At 56.0% G+C, this 16,889-nt stretch carries 17 protein-coding genes; 13 read left to right on the top strand and 4 right to left on the bottom strand.

Annotated elements, in window-relative coordinates; all coding sequences use genetic code 11:
• Position 1: 1 nt before the first annotated feature.
• On the bottom strand, positions 2-1,162 hold the full coding sequence (gene metB, locus SK58_RS02635; protein ID WP_015569951.1) for a cystathionine gamma-synthase: 1,161 nt from the start codon (positions 1,160-1,162) through the stop codon (positions 2-4).
• Between the two features lie 275 nt (positions 1,163-1,437).
• On the opposite strand from metB, the gene metJ reads away from it, so the two are divergent.
• Entirely contained in the window at positions 1,438-1,755 is a 318-nt protein-coding gene (metJ, locus tag SK58_RS02630) for a met regulon transcriptional regulator MetJ (RefSeq protein ID WP_006179183.1), read from the top strand.
• A 48-nt stretch (positions 1,756-1,803) separates the two neighbouring features.
• On the opposite strand, the gene rpmE is transcribed toward metJ, so the two are convergent.
• The gene (rpmE, locus tag SK58_RS02625; RefSeq protein WP_003862040.1) at positions 1,804-2,016 is read right to left on the bottom strand and encodes a 50S ribosomal protein L31; all 213 of its coding nucleotides are present in this window, start codon (positions 2,014-2,016) and stop codon (positions 1,804-1,806) included.
• A gap of 200 nt (positions 2,017-2,216) precedes the next feature.
• Here rpmE and priA point away from each other — a divergent pair, with 200 nt between their 5' ends.
• From priA to rraA, 7 genes are all read left to right on the top strand, one after another.
• Positions 2,217-4,412, top strand: a complete 2,196-nt coding sequence (gene priA, locus SK58_RS02620; RefSeq protein ID WP_032104298.1) for a primosomal protein N' — start codon at positions 2,217-2,219, stop codon at positions 4,410-4,412.
• Between the two features lie 119 nt (positions 4,413-4,531).
• Positions 4,532-5,557 carry a DNA-binding transcriptional regulator CytR gene (gene cytR, locus SK58_RS02615; protein ID WP_017383100.1) on the top strand — a complete coding sequence of 342 codons (1,026 nt, stop codon included), beginning with the start codon at positions 4,532-4,534 and terminating at the stop codon, positions 5,555-5,557.
• A gap of 92 nt (positions 5,558-5,649) precedes the next feature.
• Entirely contained in the window at positions 5,650-6,618 is a 969-nt protein-coding gene (gene ftsN / locus SK58_RS02610; protein WP_017383099.1) for a cell division protein FtsN, read from the top strand.
• 94 nt (positions 6,619-6,712) lie between these two features.
• Positions 6,713-7,243 (top strand): ATP-dependent protease subunit HslV, encoded by a 531-nt coding sequence (gene hslV, locus SK58_RS02605; RefSeq protein ID WP_003862036.1) that lies wholly within the window; start codon positions 6,713-6,715, stop codon positions 7,241-7,243.
• A gap of 9 nt (positions 7,244-7,252) precedes the next feature.
• On the top strand, positions 7,253-8,584 hold the full coding sequence (gene hslU, locus SK58_RS02600; protein ID WP_003862035.1) for an HslU--HslV peptidase ATPase subunit: 1,332 nt from the start codon (positions 7,253-7,255) through the stop codon (positions 8,582-8,584).
• A 62-nt stretch (positions 8,585-8,646) separates the two neighbouring features.
• On the top strand, positions 8,647-9,573 hold the full coding sequence (gene menA / locus SK58_RS02595; protein ID WP_087924327.1) for a 1,4-dihydroxy-2-naphthoate polyprenyltransferase: 927 nt from the start codon (positions 8,647-8,649) through the stop codon (positions 9,571-9,573).
• Between the two features lie 92 nt (positions 9,574-9,665).
• Entirely contained in the window at positions 9,666-10,151 is a 486-nt protein-coding gene (rraA, locus tag SK58_RS02590; RefSeq protein WP_003862032.1) for a ribonuclease E activity regulator RraA, read from the top strand.
• Positions 10,152-10,738: 587 nt separating this feature from the next.
• Here rraA and zapB read toward each other — a convergent pair.
• Positions 10,739-10,978: a septal ring assembly protein ZapB gene (gene zapB, locus SK58_RS02580; protein ID WP_003862031.1), complete on the bottom strand. Its 240-nt coding sequence runs from the start codon at positions 10,976-10,978 to the stop codon at positions 10,739-10,741.
• Between the two features lie 399 nt (positions 10,979-11,377).
• Between zapB and SK58_RS02575 the strand changes: the two genes are divergently transcribed.
• The 4 genes from SK58_RS02575 (at position 11,378) to fpr (ending at position 15,729) form a co-directional block, all read left to right on the top strand.
• Positions 11,378-12,223: an MIP/aquaporin family protein gene (locus SK58_RS02575; RefSeq protein ID WP_015569943.1), complete on the top strand. Its 846-nt coding sequence runs from the start codon at positions 11,378-11,380 to the stop codon at positions 12,221-12,223.
• Between the two features lie 21 nt (positions 12,224-12,244).
• Complete coding sequence (glpK, locus tag SK58_RS02570; RefSeq protein WP_006808669.1) at positions 12,245-13,753, top strand: glycerol kinase GlpK; 1,509 nt, start codon at positions 12,245-12,247, stop codon at positions 13,751-13,753.
• Between the two features lie 122 nt (positions 13,754-13,875).
• Positions 13,876-14,886, top strand: coding sequence for a class II fructose-bisphosphatase (gene glpX / locus SK58_RS02565; RefSeq protein ID WP_017383096.1), 1,011 nt, complete (start codon positions 13,876-13,878; stop codon positions 14,884-14,886).
• Between the two features lie 96 nt (positions 14,887-14,982).
• Complete coding sequence (fpr, locus tag SK58_RS02560; RefSeq protein ID WP_003862024.1) at positions 14,983-15,729, top strand: ferredoxin--NADP(+) reductase; 747 nt, start codon at positions 14,983-14,985, stop codon at positions 15,727-15,729.
• On the opposite strand, the gene SK58_RS02555 is transcribed toward fpr, so the two are convergent.
• Complete coding sequence (locus tag SK58_RS02555; protein ID WP_006808672.1) at positions 15,730-16,149, bottom strand: DUF805 domain-containing protein; 420 nt, start codon at positions 16,147-16,149, stop codon at positions 15,730-15,732.
• A 112-nt stretch (positions 16,150-16,261) separates the two neighbouring features.
• Between SK58_RS02555 and SK58_RS02550 the strand changes: the two genes are divergently transcribed.
• Positions 16,262-16,858 (top strand): DUF1454 family protein, encoded by a 597-nt coding sequence (locus SK58_RS02550; protein WP_017383094.1) that lies wholly within the window; start codon positions 16,262-16,264, stop codon positions 16,856-16,858.
• Positions 16,859-16,889 lie beyond the last annotated feature (31 nt).

Here is a 16,889-nt window from a genome sequence, read left to right as displayed (position 1 = left end):
ATTACCCCTTGGCTGCGACCCGGAAGCCATTTTCCAGATCGGCAATTAAATCTTCAGAATCTTCAATACCGGTCGAGATACGCAGCAGCGTCTCGGAAATCCCGGCGGCGGCACGTGCTTCGGGTGCCATACCTGCGTGCGTCATGGTTGCGGCGTGGGAGATCAAGCTTTCTACTCCCCCTAAGGATTCCGCCAGCGTAAACAATGACAACCCGCTCAGGAAGCGACGCAGCGTTTGCTCGTCACCGTCCAGTTCAAAACTTAACATCGCGCCAAATCCTTTCTGTTGGCGCGCGGCAATCTCGTGCCCCTGATTTTCCGGCAGCGACGGGTGATAAAGCTTCTTCACCAGCGGCTGGGTTTTCAGGAAATCCACGATCGCCTGGGCATTACGCTGCGCCACGTCCATACGCGGCGACAGCGTACGGATGCCGCGCAACAGCAAATAGCTGTCGAACGCGCCCGCGGTGACGCCAATGTTATTGGCCCACCATGCCAGTTCGGTGACTACCTCAGGATCTTTGGCAATCACCACACCTGCTACTACGTCAGAATGGCCGTTCAGATATTTAGTGCATGAATGCAACACCAGATCGGCACCCAGTGCCAGTGGGTTCTGAAGGGCCGGACTGAGGAACGTATTATCCACTACACTTATCGCTCCCGCATCCCTTGCGAGCTGACAAATTTTCGCAATATCGACTACGCGCAACAATGGATTGCTTGGACTTTCCACCAGCACCAGCTTCGGCTGCTCGGCAAGCGCCTGTTTCAGCGCCTGTTCGTCGTTTTGATCGACAAACAGCACACGGTAGCAGCCACGTTTCGCCAGGCTATCAAACAGACGATAGCTGCCGCCATAACAGTCGTGCGGCGCCACCAGCAGATCGCCAGGTTTCAGGAACACCGTAGTCACCAGGTGAATGGCAGACATGCCGGTATTGGTTAATACCGCACCCGCGCCGCCTTCCAGTTCCGCCAGCGCGCGCTGGGTGACGTCACGCGTAGGATTGCCGCGACGCGAGTAGTCATGCGCGCGGGGTTCATTAAATCCGGTGAAATTATAGGTGCTGGAGAGATGAATTGGCGGGACAACGCAGCCGTACTGCTCGTCATCATTCAATCCGCTACGCACTGCGATGGTGGCCTGTTTACGCGTCATGGTGAGGCTTCCTGGCGAATGAGGTGAAAAGTCAGGCACCAGAGTAAACATTGAAAGTATGGACGTCAATACATCTGGACATCTAAACTTCTTTGCGTATAGATTGAGCAATGTGCAAATAGCCGTTAAAATTATATGCTTTAGGACACGCTACAGCGGCAATATCCGTGCCTCGGTATCGTCTCTACGGTAAACTACGCAAGATTACGGTTCAAAACTGATGGTTACCGGTTTTGCACCTTTAGATTAATGACTGAGAGGATTAAAGGTATCTCATGGCTGAATGGAGCGGCGAATATATCAGCCCATACGCTGAGCACGGTAAGAAGAGTGAGCAAGTCAAGAAAATCACGGTGTCCATTCCTCTGAAGGTGTTGAAGATCCTCACCGATGAACGTACGCGTCGTCAGGTGAACAACCTGCGTCACGCCACCAACAGCGAACTGCTGTGCGAAGCGTTCCTGCATGCGTTTACCGGCCAACCGTTGCCGAACGATGACGATCTGCGCAAAGAGCGCAGTGACGAAATTCCAGAAGAGGCGAAGGTGATCATGCGTGAACTGGGTATCGACCCGGATACGTGGGAATACTGATAAGCGGATACAAAAAAGGCACCTTGCGGTGCCTTTTTTTCGGGAAACTTATTTAGCGCCCGGGATGCTGAAACGCTTGTTGAAGCGGTCAACACGGCCACCGGTTGCAACATCACGCTGCTTACCAGTGTAGAACGGGTGGCATTTGCCGCACACGTCCAGGTTCAGATCGTGACCCACGGTAGAGCGGATCTGGATAGAGTTACCGCAAGAGCAGTTTGCAGTAATCATTTCGTATTTCGGGTGAATATCTTTTTTCATGGGAGAACCTCAGTTAAGGCCGCGTCGCTCTTCCAGCCCTAACGCCAGACACCACGCGATGTTGAATGTAAGTTCTTTGGCGTAAAATACACCAAAGGCGGCGAATCATACAGAATTTGACCAACGTATGCAAACTGATCCGCACGCCGCTTTCACTAATGTGTATACTAACGCGCCACTTTTCAAGTCAGGAAGATTCGATGCCCGTCGCTCACGTTGCCCTGCCCGTTCCGCTTCCCCGCACCTTTGACTACCTGCTGCCCGACAGCATGAGCGCCAAAGCGGGCTGTCGCGTGACCGTGCCGTTTGGCAAACAGCAGCGCGTGGGGATCGTGGTGTCCGTCAGCGAACACAGCGAACTGCCGCTTAACGAGCTGAAATCGGTTGTTGAGGTGCTGGACAGCGAGCCGGTTTACTCCACCAGCACCTGGCGACTGCTGCTGTGGGCGGCAGATTATTATCATCATCCGATTGGCGACGTGCTGTTCCATGCCCTGCCCATTATGCTGCGCCAGGGCAAGAGCGCCAGCCACGCGCCAATGTGGTACTGGTTTGCCACCGAGCAGGGCCAGGCTGTGGACATTAACAGCCTGAAGCGCTCGCAGAAACAGCAGCAGGCGCTGGCCGCGCTGCGCCAGGGAAAAATCTGGCGCCATCAGGTCGACGAGCTTGAGGTAAGCGAAACCGCGTTGCAGGCATTAAGGAAGAAAGGGTTGAGCGAGCTGGCCAGTGAAGCACCTGCCCTTCACGACTGGCGCGACGGCTTTTCCGTCTCGGGCGATCGCCTGCGTCTGAATACCGAGCAGGCCACCGCCGTGGGCGCGATTCACAGCGCCGCCGACCATTTTTCCGCCTGGCTGCTGGCGGGCGTCACCGGCTCCGGTAAAACCGAAGTGTATCTGAGCGTGCTGGAAAACGTGCTCGCGCAGGGCAAACAGGCGCTGGTGATGGTGCCGGAAATCGGCCTGACGCCGCAAACCATCGCGCGTTTTCGTGAACGCTTTAATGCGCCCGTTGAGGTCCTGCACTCCGGCCTGAACGACAGCGAGCGCCTCAGCGCCTGGCTGAAAGCGAAAAACGGCGAAGCAGCAATTGTGATCGGCACCCGTTCATCGCTGTTTACGCCCTTTAAAAATCTCGGCGTTATCGTAATCGATGAAGAGCATGACAGCTCCTATAAACAGCAGGAAGGCTGGCGCTATCACGCCCGCGATTTAGCCGTGTACCGCGCCCACAGCGAGCAAATCCCCATTATTCTCGGGTCCGCCACCCCCGCGCTTGAAACGCTGCACAACGTTCGCCAGCGTAAATACCACATGCTGCGCCTGACGCGCCGTGCGGGGAATGCCCGCCCGGCCATTCAGCATGTGCTGGATTTGAAAGGCCAGCAGGTGCAGGCCGGGTTAGCGCCTGCGCTGATTAGCCGCATGCGCCAGCATTTGCAGGCGGGCAACCAGGTGATCCTGTTCCTGAACCGCCGCGGCTTCGCGCCTGCGCTGCTGTGCCACGACTGCGGCTGGATCGCGGAGTGCCCGCGCTGCGATCACTACTACACCTTCCACCAGGCTCAGCGCCATTTACGCTGCCACCACTGCGACAGCCAGCGTCCGGTCCCCCGTCAATGCCCGTCCTGCGGCTCAACGCACATCGTGCCGGTCGGTCTGGGAACGGAACAGCTTGAACAGGCGCTCGCGCCCTTCTTCCCGGACGTACCCATCTCCCGTATCGACAGGGATACCACCAGCCGTAAAGGGGCGCTGGAGCAGCAACTGGCGGAAGTGCATCGCGGCGGCGCGCGCATCCTGATTGGTACTCAGATGCTGGCGAAAGGGCACCACTTCCCGGACGTGACGCTGGTCGCCCTGCTGGACGTCGACGGCGCGCTGTTCTCCGCGGATTTTCGCTCCGCCGAGCGTTTCGCCCAGCTTTATACCCAGGTTGCCGGTCGCGCTGGTCGAGCGGGTAAGCAGGGCGAGGTGGTGCTGCAAACGCACCACCCTGAACATCCGCTGCTGCAAACTCTGCTGCACAAAGGCTATGACGCCTTCGCGGACCAGGCGCTGGCCGAACGTCAGACGATGCAGCTTCCCCCATGGACCAGCCACGTTATCATCCGTGCGGAAGATCATAATAACCAGCAGGCGCCGCTGTTCCTGCAACAGCTGAGAAACCTCCTGCAAGCCAGCCCGCTGGTGGATAATCAGCTGTGGATTTTAGGCCCGGTACCCGCGCTCGCCCCGAAACGCGGGGGCCGTTTCCGCTGGCAACTCTTACTTCAGCACCCCTCGCGTATCCGTTTACAGCAGATCGTCAGCGGCACGCTGGCGCTGATCAATACCCTACCGGAAGCGCGAAAAGTGAAGTGGGTTCTTGACGTCGATCCGATTGAAGGCTGAAGACGGATCGAAAAATTTAATGCGCCTCACACTTTTTATGAAAATTCTGTAACCGATTCCATTAACTATCTGTAAAAATGGTGCTGTCCGCAGTTCGGTGTTCAGGCGAGGAGAAGACGTTGAAGTCCAGGAAAGAGGTTGCCTCGGCGACCATGAAAGACGTTGCCGAGAAAGCACAAGTCTCAACAGCAACCGTGTCCCGCGCATTGATGAACCCTGACAAAGTCTCCCAGGCGACCCGAAACCGGGTTGAAAAGGCGGCGCTTGAGGTCGGTTATTTCCCGCAAGCCATGGGGCGCAACGTTAAACGCAACGAATCCCGCACCATCCTGGTGATCGTGCCGGATATCTGCGATCCCTTCTTCAGCGAAATCATCCGCGGCATCGAGGTCACGGCCGCCGCCCAGGGCTATCTGGTGCTGATTGGCGATTGTGCTCACCAGAACCAGCAGGAAAAAACGTTCATCGACCTGATCATCACCAAGCAGATTGATGGCATGCTGCTGCTTGGCTCACGCCTGCCGTTTGATGCCAGCATTGAAGAACAGCGCAATTTACCGCCGATGGTCATGGCGAACGAATTCGCGCCGGAGCTGGAGCTGCCAACCGTTCATATCGATAACCTCACCGCCGCATTCAACGCCGTGAACTATCTTCAGGAACTGGGGCATAAGCGTATCGGCTGTATCGCCGGACCAGAAGAGATGCCGCTGTGTCATTACCGCTTGCAGGGCTACGTTCAGGCGCTGCGCCGTACCGGGGCTATCGTCGATCCGCACTACATTGCGCGCGGTGATTTCACCTTTGAAGCGGGCGGGCAGGCGCTGGAAAAATTGCTGGCCTTGCCAGAACCGCCCACCGCGGTCTTCTGCCACAGCGACGTGATGGCGCTGGGGGCGTTATCCTACGCCAAACGTCACGGCCTGCGCGTGCCGCAGGACCTGTCGATAATCGGTTTTGATAATATTTCACTTTCGGAGTTTTGCGATCCGCCGCTTTCGACCGTTGCACAGCCGCGGTATGACATCGGCCGGGAAGCGATGCTGCTTTTGCTGGATCAGCTGCACGGTCAATCAGTTAGCAGTGGGTCACGACTACTGGATTGTGAGCTGATTGTGCGCGGCTCTACCCAGGCATTAACTTAAAGTAAATACCTTTCGACACCCTTATCTGGTCAAAGCCCCGTCGCTTAAGTAACATGGCGGGCTGACGAACGAATAAATACAGCGAAACGATAGTGGCACAACGAGATTATGTACGTCGCGGCCAGCCGGCACCTTCGCGACGCAAAAAGAGTAGTTCAAAAAGCAAGCAACGCAGCCTGTCTGCTGTCTCCCCAGCTATGGTCGCCATTGCTGCGGCTGTGCTGGTGGCCTTTATTGGCGGCCTCTACTTCATTACGCATCATAAAAAAGAAGAGTCTGAAGCCCTTCAGGGTAACAAGGTCGTCGGCAACGGCCTGCCGCCGAAGCCTGAAGAGCGCTGGCGCTACATTAAAGAGCTGGAAAGCCGCCAGCCTGGCGTACGTGCGCCTACCGAGCCTTCTGCCGGGGGTGAAGTAAAGAATGCCGATCAACTGACGGACGAACAGCGTCAATTGCTCGCTCAGATGCAGGCGGACATGCGCCAGCAGCCTACGCAGCTGAACGAAGTACCGTGGAACGAACAAACCCCGGCGCAGCGTCAGCAAACGTTGCAGCGCCAGCGTCAGGCTCAGCAGCAAACGCAACAGCAGCAGTGGACGCAGACGCAGCCGGTACAGCAGCCGCGTACACAACCGCAGCAGCAGACGCGTACCGTACAAACTCAGCCTGTCCAGCAGCAACCGAAGGCGCAGCCGCAGAAGCAAACGGCACAGCCGTATCAGGATCTGTTGCAGACGCCTGCGCATACCACTGCGCAACAGCCAAAAACGCAGCAGGCTGCGCCGGTCACCAAAGAGACCGAGGCACCGAAGCAGACGGCTGAGAAAAAAGATGAACGCCGCTGGATGGTTCAGTGCGGTTCGTTTAAAGGCGCCGAACAGGCAGAAACGGTGCGTGCTCAGTTGGCATTTGAAGGATTTGACTCACGCATTACCACCAACAACGGCTGGAATCGCGTAGTGATTGGACCGGTCAAAGGCAAAGAAAACGCAGACGGCACCATTTCCCGTTTGAAAGTGGCTGGCCACACAAACTGCATTCGACTCGCCTCCGGGGGTTGAAACCCCCAAAATCCCCCCCATCTATCATTTAATTCAGCCCTGAGCACAGGCTCAGGGCTTCTGTTTCCCGAATCTGTAACCAGGGGGTCTGCTCGTGACAACAATAGTAAGTGTACGCCGTAACGGCCAGGTGGTAATTGCCGGTGATGGCCAGGCCACGCTGGGTAATACCGTCATGAAAGGCAACGTGAAGAAAGTACGTCGTCTTTATAACGACAAAGTGATCGCCGGTTTCGCAGGCGGCACGGCTGATGCCTTCACGCTGTTTGAACTGTTTGAACGCAAACTGGAAATGCATCAGGGTCATCTGGTGAAAGCCGCCGTTGAGCTGGCAAAAGACTGGCGTACCGACCGCATGCTGCGCAAGCTCGAAGCGCTGCTGGCCGTGGCTGACGAAAACGCCTCGCTGATCATCACCGGTAACGGCGACGTGGTTCAGCCTGAAAACGACCTGATTGCCATCGGCTCTGGCGGCCCGTACGCCCAGGCCGCAGCCCGTGCGCTGTTGGAAAATACCGACATGAACGCGCGCGATATCGCGGTGAAAGCGTTGGATATTGCAGGTGATATCTGCATCTATACCAACCACAATCACACCATCGAAGAATTACCGTCTAAAGCGTAAGGATCGCCCATGTCTGAAATGACCCCACGCGAAATTGTCAGCGAACTGAACAAACACATTATCGGCCAGGACAACGCCAAGCGCTCCGTGGCTATCGCACTGCGTAACCGCTGGCGTCGCATGCAGCTCGACGAAGAGCTTCGCCACGAAGTGACGCCAAAAAATATTCTGATGATCGGCCCGACCGGTGTGGGTAAAACCGAAATCGCCCGTCGTCTGGCCAAACTGGCTAACGCGCCGTTCATCAAAGTTGAAGCCACTAAGTTCACCGAAGTGGGCTATGTGGGTAAAGAAGTGGACTCCATCATCCGCGATCTGACCGACTCGGCGATTAAGATGGTGCGCGTCCAGGCGATTGAGAAAAACCGCTATCGCGCCGAAGAGATGGCCGAAGAGCGTATTCTCGACGTGCTGATCCCACCGGCAAAAAACAACTGGGGACAGGCTGAACAGCAGTCTGAACCTTCTGCTGCGCGTCAGGCATTCCGCAAAAAGCTGCGCGAAGGCGAGCTGGACGATAAAGAGATTGAGATCGATCTCGCTGCCGCGCCAATGGGCGTGGAAATTATGGCGCCTCCGGGCATGGAAGAGATGACCAGCCAGTTGCAGTCCATGTTCCAGAACCTGGGCGGGCAGAAGCAGAAAGCGCGTAAGCTGAAAATCAAAGACGCGATGAAGCTGCTGATTGAAGAAGAAGCCGCGAAGCTGGTTAACCCGGAAGAGCTGAAACAGGACGCTATCGACGCGGTTGAGCAGCACGGTATCGTGTTTATCGACGAAATCGACAAGATCTGTAAGCGCGGCAACGCGTCCGGCCCGGATGTCTCCCGCGAAGGCGTTCAGCGCGACCTGCTGCCGCTGGTGGAAGGGTGCACCGTCTCCACCAAGCACGGCATGGTTAAAACTGACCACATTCTGTTTATCGCCTCCGGTGCGTTCCAGATTGCCAGCCCGTCTGACCTGATCCCGGAACTCCAGGGTCGTCTGCCAATCCGCGTTGAGTTGCAGGCGCTGACCACCGAAGATTTCGAACGTATCCTGACTGAGCCAAACGCGTCTGTGACCGTACAGTACAAAGCGCTGATGGCGACTGAAGGCGTGAACATTGAATTTACCGATGACGGTATCAAGCGCATCGCCCAGGCCGCGTGGCAGGTCAACGAAACCACCGAGAACATCGGTGCGCGTCGTCTGCACACCGTGCTGGAACGCCTGATGGAAGACATCTCTTATGATGCGAGCGACCTTAACGGTCAAAGCATTACCATTGACGCAGACTATGTGGGCAAACACCTGGATGCGTTAGTGGCAGATGAAGATCTGAGCCGTTTTATTCTATAATCGCGTTCAATGCATTTTCATCACTGTTGATGGGGGCTATGGCCCCCATTTTTATTGGCTAAATAACTATGACTGATATCAGCCGTACACAGGCGTGGCTCGAAAGTCTGCGCCCTAAAACGCTTCCTCTGGCTTTTGCCGCCATTATCGTCGGTACCACACTTGCCTGGTGGCAGGGTCATTTCGATCCGCTGGTAGCAGGTCTGGCGCTTGTCACCGCCGGGCTGCTGCAAATCCTCTCTAATCTCGCCAATGATTACGGCGATGCGGTAAAAGGCAGCGACAAGCCTGACCGCATCGGGCCGCTGCGCGGCATGCAAAAAGGGGTGATTACCCAGGCACAGATGAAGCGGGCGCTGATTATCACCGTGGTGTTGATTTGCCTGTCCGGGCTGGCGCTGGTGACGGTCGCCTCGAAAACCACCAGTGATTTCATTGGCTTCCTGGTGCTGGGCTTGCTCGCCATTATTGCAGCCATTACCTATACCGTCGGGACGCGTCCTTACGGGTATATTGGTCTGGGCGACATCTCCGTGCTGGTGTTCTTCGGCTGGCTGAGCGTGATGGGAAGCTGGTACTTACAGGCGCACACGGTGATCCCTGCCCTGTTCCTGCCGGCGACCGCCTGTGGTCTGCTGGCGACGGCGGTGCTGAATATCAATAATCTGCGCGACATCGATAGCGACCGCGAGAACGGTAAAAACACGCTGGCCGTGCGTCTGGGTCCGGTGAATGCACGCCGCTATCACGCCTGCCTGCTCATCGGCGCGCTGGTCTGCCTGGCGCTGTTCAATCTGATTTCGCTGCACAGCCTCTGGGGCTGGCTGTTTGTGCTCGCCGCACCGCTGCTGATTAAGCAGGCCCGCTACGTTATGCGTGAACTCAGCCCGGCCGCCATGCCACCGATGCTGGAACGTACGGTAAAAGGCGCGCTGTTGACTAACCTGCTGTTCGTCATCGGGATTGTCTTAAGCCAGACGCTGAGTTAGCTGACAAATATCAATTAACAATTGATGATTTTGCCAACAACGCATTTCGCACGATATACTGAACACATTCGCAGCAACAGAGCGTTAAACCTATGAAATACGATACCTCCGAGCTTTGTGACATCTACCAGGAAGATGTCAACGTCGTTGAACCCCTGTTCTCCAACTTTGGTGGACGGTCGTCGTTTGGCGGACAAATCATCACGGTGAAATGTTTCGAGGACAACGGGTTGCTGTACGATCTGCTCGAAGAGAACGGTCGTGGTCGCGTCCTGCTGGTGGATGGTGGCGGTTCAGTGCGCCGTGCACTGATCGATGCGGACCTCGCCCGCCTTGCGGTGCAAAACGAGTGGGAAGGGATTGTGGTCTACGGCTCCGTGCGCCAGGTGGACGATCTCGAAGACCTGGATATCGGTATTCAGGCCATTGCCGCCATTCCGGTTGGCGCAGCGGGTGAAGGCATCGGCGAAAGCGACGTGCGCGTTAACTTCGGCGGCGTGACCTTCTTCTCGGGCGACCACCTTTATGCTGACAATACCGGCATTATCCTTTCTGAGGATGCGCTGGATATTGAGTAGTTAATCGGTAAGCGAGATGCATAAAAAAACCGCCAACAGCAATGTGGCGGTTTTTTTTGTCCCTCGGGATTCGCGGTCCATTGGGACGTCTTACAGACTAACACCAAGGAACTTCATCATACTCTCGCCCAAACCTTGGGCAACCCTTCCTAACCTTTATAAAATCCTAATTGTCTGTGAATACCTTAACTACCTGGTTGATGCTCATTATGATACCGCGTCCCTTTCCGCCATCTCGCAAATGGGCATCGGTCCAGGGAAAGGTGTATTCACTACCGTAAAGCAGGCTAACATCAAGGCTTGTGTCCACCGACTTATCACCGGTGGTGAACGGTGGAGCGGTAAGCAGCAGGGACCGCATAATGAAACGCTATTTATGTATCGCGTTCATTGTCGCCAGCGTACTCGTTGTAAAGAGCGATGAACCTGTTGGGTTTGTTGCTTTTGCTACGACAGCGCAGGACAAGTAGCGTTAAGGCCGCCCAGGGCGGCCTTTTTTATGGTTTGATATCGGTTAGCGGAAACCATAAAAAAGCCGGGTGGCGGCTTCGCCTTACCCGGCCTGTTCAATGCATTCCCTAAGGAAATCAAACTTCTTCCATACGTCCCAGCAGCGCCTGCAAGCGTTCCTGCCAGCCGTTCTGCTGTTCGCGCAGCTGGTTGTTTTCGCGCTCCAGTTCTTCACGGCTGTGCTGAGCATTCTGAACTTCCTGTGACAGGGAGTTGTTCTTTTCTTTCAGCTCTTCAATTTCCATTTGCAGCAGCGTGATGGTGTCAATCGCCTGCTGTACTTTCGATTCCAGTTTCTCAAACACTTCTAAAGACATGATCCTACCTCTCCTGAATTGCAAGGCGACGCTTTAACGTAAACGCGCACAACATATGTTCCGATTGTATGGAGCGCCGTCGCCCCTGTCCAGCGGCATGCCACGCAGATCGCGGTTTGCAACACTTTTCGGCCTCGTCCTGGTGCGTTCGCCGCATATACCCCTAAGTTGTTAACCCATAAGTTAAAGAAATGATTCAGCCCATAATCATTATCTGATGCAAAAACGCGCTTTATGGCGCGAAAACGCTCATTTTATTGACGCAGACCACACATTTAGATTTCGATATTTCTCGTTTGTGCTCGTTAACGATAAATTAACACTATGTCTACAGGGCATCGTGACTGTCACGGGCGGTCACGCAAACAATAAACATTACTCTTTTGCAGGATTCCGATTATGAGTCAGACATCAACCTTAAAAGGCCAGTGTATTGCCGAGTTCCTGGGTACCGGGTTGTTGATATTCTTCGGAGTAGGCTGTGTCGCAGCACTGAAAGTGGCGGGTGCCAGTTTTGGTCAGTGGGAAATCAGTATTATCTGGGGTCTGGGCGTGGCGATGGCCATCTACCTGACCGCAGGGGTTTCCGGTGCACATCTTAACCCGGCGGTGACCATCGCGTTGTGGCTATTCGCGTGTTTTGACGGACGCAAAGTTGTTCCTTTCATCATTTCGCAATTTGCCGGCGCCTTTTGCGCAGCGGCGTTAGTTTACGGGCTTTATTACAATCTTTTCATCGACTTCGAACAGACGCATCATATGGTGCGTGGCAGTGTCGAAAGTCTGGATCTGGCAGGCATTTTCTCAACGTATCCGAATCCGCATATCAATTTTGTGCAGGCGTTCGCGGTTGAGATGGTGATTACCGCTATTCTGATGGGCGTCATCATGGCGCTGGGCGACGACGGAAACGGCATTCCGCGCGGCCCGCTGGCGCCACTTTTGATTGGCCTTCTGATTGCGGTAATTGGCGCATCCATGGGTCCGCTGACCGGCTTTGCGATGAATCCGGCGCGTGACCTGGGTCCAAAAACCTTCGCCTTCTTTGCGGGATGGGGCGATGTCGCCTTCACGGGCGGCAAAGACATTCCTTACTTCCTGGTTCCGCTGTTCGGGCCAATCGTAGGGGCGGCGCTGGGCGCATTCGGCTATCGCAAATTAATTGGTCGCCACTTACCGTGCGACACCTGTGTGGAAGAGGAGAAAGAGACGGCTTCCACCACACAACAAAAAGCTTCGCTGTAATCTGACTACGGGACACATACCATGACCGAAAAAAAATATATCGTTGCGCTCGACCAGGGCACCACCAGCTCCCGCGCTGTCGTAATGGATCATGACGCGAACATTGTCAGCGTGTCTCAACGCGAATTTGAGCAAATTTATCCGCGTCCAGGCTGGGTAGAACACGACCCGATGGAGATCTGGGCGTCGCAAAGCTCCACGCTGGTGGAAGTGCTGGCGAAAGCCGACATCAGTTCTGACCAGATTGCCGCTATCGGTATCACCAACCAGCGTGAAACGACTGTGGTCTGGGAGCGCGAAACCGGTAAGCCCATCTACAACGCCATTGTCTGGCAGTGCCGTCGTACGTCAGAGATCTGCGAACAGCTGAAGCGCGAAGGAATGGAAGAGTACGTGCGCAGCGCCACCGGCCTGGTGGTTGACCCCTATTTCTCCGGCACCAAAGTGAAGTGGATCCTCGACCACGTGGAAGGTTCACGCGAGCGCGCACGACGTGGCGAGCTACTGTTCGGCACCGTCGATACCTGGCTTATCTGGAAGATGACTCAGGGACGCGTTCACGTCACCGACTACACCAACGCCTCGCGCACCATGCTGTTCAACATCAACACCCTTGAGTGGGATGACAAGATGCTGGACGCGCTGGACATTCCGCGCGCGATGCTGCCAGAAGTCCGTAAGTCTTCAGAAGTGTATGGCCAGACCAACATTGGCGGTAAAGGTGGCACCCGTATTCCTATCGCCGGTATCGCCGGTGACCAGCAGGCGGCCCTGTTCGGCCAGCTGTGCGTCAAGGAAGGGATGGCGAAGAACACCTACGGCACCGGTTGTTTTATGCTGATGAACACCGGCGAGAAAGCGGTGAAATCAGAAAACGGTCTGCTGACCACCATCGCCTGCGGCCCGCGCGGCGAAGTGAACTATGCCCTGGAAGGCGCGGTATTCATGGCGGGTGCTTCCATTCAGTGGCTGCGCGACGAGATGAAGCTGATCAGCGACGCGTTTGACTCCGAATACTTCGCGACCAAAGTGAAAGACACCAACGGCGTGTACGTGGTGCCAGCGTTCACCGGTCTGGGCGCACCGTACTGGGACCCGTATGCCCGCGGCGCGATTTTCGGCCTGACGCGCGGCGTGAACTCAAACCACATTATTCGCGCGACGCTGGAATCTATCGCCTATCAGACGCGCGACGTGCTGGAAGCGATGCAGGCTGACTCCGGCATTCGTCTGCACGCCCTGCGCGTGGACGGCGGTGCGGTCGCGAACAACTTCCTGATGCAGTTCCAGTCCGACATTCTGGGCACCCGCGTTGAACGTCCTGAGGTGCGAGAAGTGACGGCGCTGGGCGCGGCGTATCTGGCAGGTCTGGCGGTTGGCTTCTGGCAAAACCTCGACGAGCTTCAGGAAAAAGCGGTTATCGAACGCGAATTCCGTCCTGGCATCGAAACCACCGAGCGCAACTACCGCTACAGCGGCTGGAAGAAAGCGGTGAAACGTGCCCTGGCGTGGGAAGAGCACGACGAGTAAACCTATATTCCCTCTCCCCTGGGAGAGGGTTAGGGTGAGGGGCTCCGACCGCACCGGTCCCCTCGCCCCTCCCCACTCTGTGATAAACTTCGTGCAATTCCTTTTGATTGTACGAGTACCTCATGAAACGTGAACTTGCTATCGAGTTTTCCCGCGTCACCGAAGCTGCCGCCCTCGCAGGCTACAAGTGGCTGGGCCGTGGCGACAAAAATACCGCAGACGGCGCTGCCGTCCACGCCATGCGCATTGTGCTTAATCAGGTCAATATCGATGGCACTATCGTCATTGGCGAAGGCGAAATCGACGAAGCGCCGATGCTCTATATAGGTGAAAAAGTCGGGACGGGCAAAGGCGATGCGGTGGATATCGCGGTCGACCCGATTGAAGGCACGCGCATGACGGCGATGGGCCAGGCCAACGCGCTGGCGGTACTGGCGGTGGGCGATAAGGGCTGCTTCCTCAACGCGCCCGATATGTACATGGAAAAACTGATCGTCGGTCCTGGCGCTAAAGGCGCTATCGACCTTAGCCTGCCGCTGGACGCCAACCTGCGCAATATCGCCGCGGCGCTGGGTAAAGCGCTCAGCGAACTCACCGTGACCATTCTGGCGAAACCGCGCCACGACGCCACCATCGCGTACCTGCAAGCGCTCGGCGTACGCGTGTTTGCTATTCCGGATGGCGACGTTGCCGCCTCTATTCTGACCTGCATGCCGGACAGCGAAGTCGACGTGCTTTACGGCATCGGCGGCGCGCCGGAGGGTGTGGTCTCTGCGGCAGTGATCCGCGCGCTGGACGGCGATATGCAGGCGCGTCTGCTGCCACGCCATGAGGTCAAAGGCGACAGCGACGAGAACCTTCGCATTGGTGCAGACGAACTGGCGCGCTGCGCAGCGATGGGCATCGAAGCCAATAAAGTACTGGCGCTGAACGACATGGCGCGCAGCGATAACGTCGTCTTCTCTGCAACCGGCATCACCAAAGGCGATCTGCTGGACGGCATCACCCGCAAGGGCAACATGGCCACCACTGAAACCCTGCTGATCCGCGGTAAATCCCGCACTATTCGCCGCATTAAGTCCATTCATTATCTCGATCGTAAAGATCCGGACGTACAGACGCACATTCTGTAAAACCGTTTGATCGATAGAGCTTTCCGGCCCGAATGGGCTGGAAATGTTTCCCACAAGTACGGAAGATAGAAGAGAGAAACAGCACAGGAGAAGATCATGGCGGACTGGGTAACAGGTAAAGTCACAAAGGTACAGTTCTGGACCGATGCGCTATTTAGCCTCACGCTGCACGCTCCCGTTCATCCGTTTACTGCCGGGCAGTTTGCCAAGCTCGGGCTGGATATCGACGGTGAACGCGTACAGCGCGCCTACTCTTACGTTAATGCGCCTGATAACCCGGACCTTGAGTTCTATCTGGTCACCGTCCCGGACGGTAAGCTCAGCCCACGCCTCGCCGCGCTGAAGCCGGGCGATGAAGTGCAGATTGTCTCCGACGCGGCGGGGTTCTTCGTGCTGGATGAAATTCCCGACTGTGACACGCTCTGGATGCTGGCGACCGGGACGGCCATCGGCCCGTATCTCTCCATTCTGCAATACGGCAAAGATCTGGAGCGCTTTAAAAATATCGTGCTGGTTCACGCCGCGCGCTACGCCGCAGACCTGAGCTATTTGCCGCAGATGCAGGCGCTGGAACAGAGATATGGCGGGAAGTTAAAAATTCAGACGGTGGTCAGCCGCGAAACCGCAGCCGGCTCGTTAACCGGTCGCGTTCCGGCGTTGATTGAAAGCGGCGCGCTGGAAGAAGCGGTGGGTTTACCGATGAATACCGAAACCAGCCATGTGATGCTGTGCGGTAACCCGCAGATGGTACGCGATACGCAGCAGTTGCTGAAGGATACCCGGCAGATGACGAAGCACCTTCGCCGCCGGCCGGGCCACATGACCGCCGAACACTACTGGTGATCAGCGGTACTTCACCTCAAGGGTATCTTTTCCATATTTGTTCTCGCTCTGGGTGCCGATAAACGCGCCCAGTTCGACAACCATCATTACAAAGATAACCGTCGGCAGCAGTCTGCCCACCACCCATGGGAGGATTGAGGGCAGCATTGACCAGTTCCCCGCCACCAGCATCCACGCCAGAATAATCAGGAAAGCCCATGCGCCGGAGCGGCCACGATCGTGCAGACGTTTCACCACTACGGCGGCGGTTGGCCACAGTAAACAGACCAGCGCAAATGCCGCCGTTTGCGTGCTCAGCCATGCGTTGTAGGCAACAAAAAACAGAAGCAGCATGGCGACAACCCACGTTGCAATCCAGATCCAGAAGTCACGGCGTCCAATACGCCCTTTGAATGAAAACAGCCACTGCTGTATGGTCATGTAAGGTTCCTTATTATTGTTTAGCCCGCATTTTACCCTGGAGTTGTGACCTTTTGACAAGCCGACCAGATATCGTTTTAATCATGGGCAATGACGGCCAGGGGCAATGTTGATGAAAAGTTCGGCACACTCTCTTTATTTGTGTTTAGCGATGCTGAGCGCCAGTTTTTCCCTGTATGCCGCGGAAACGGCTTCCCCGGTCACCGCCCCCTATCTTCTGGCGGGCGCCCCCTCTTTCGATCAATCTATCAGCCAGTTCCGCGAAGCCTTCAACAAAGAAAACCCCTCACTTCCGCTGGGAGAGTTCCGTGCGATTGACAGCGCCCGCGATACGCCGACCCTGACCCGCGCGGCCAGCAAAATTAACGAGAATCTGTATGCCTCTACCGCCCTTGAGCGCGGAACGTTAAAAATCAAAAGTATGCAGATCACCTGGCTGCCGATTCAGGGGCCAGAGCAGAAAGCGGCGAAAGCGAAAGCGCTGGAGTACATGAGCGCTATTCTGCGCGCCTTTACCCCCACCTTCACGAAAGCGCAAAGCCAGCAAAAGCTGCAAAAACTGCTTACCGCCGGGAAAAACAAACGCTATTACGCCGATACGGAAGGTGCCGTTCGCTATGTCGTCGCAGATAACGGCGAAAAGGGGCTGACCTTCGCGGTTGAACCGATTAAGCTGGCCCTATCAGACGCACTCGAGGGGGCGAATTAATGACAAAAAGCAAAGCCTTTCGAGGGAAAAT

Origin of the sequence: Enterobacter sp. BIDMC93, assembly GCF_001037805.1 — a bacterium.
GTDB classification, from domain to species: Bacteria; Pseudomonadota; Gammaproteobacteria; order Enterobacterales; family Enterobacteriaceae; genus Enterobacter; species Enterobacter hormaechei_C.
The sequence above is the reverse complement of the archived record's forward strand: the minus strand, read 5'-3'. Positions and strand labels throughout refer to the sequence as shown.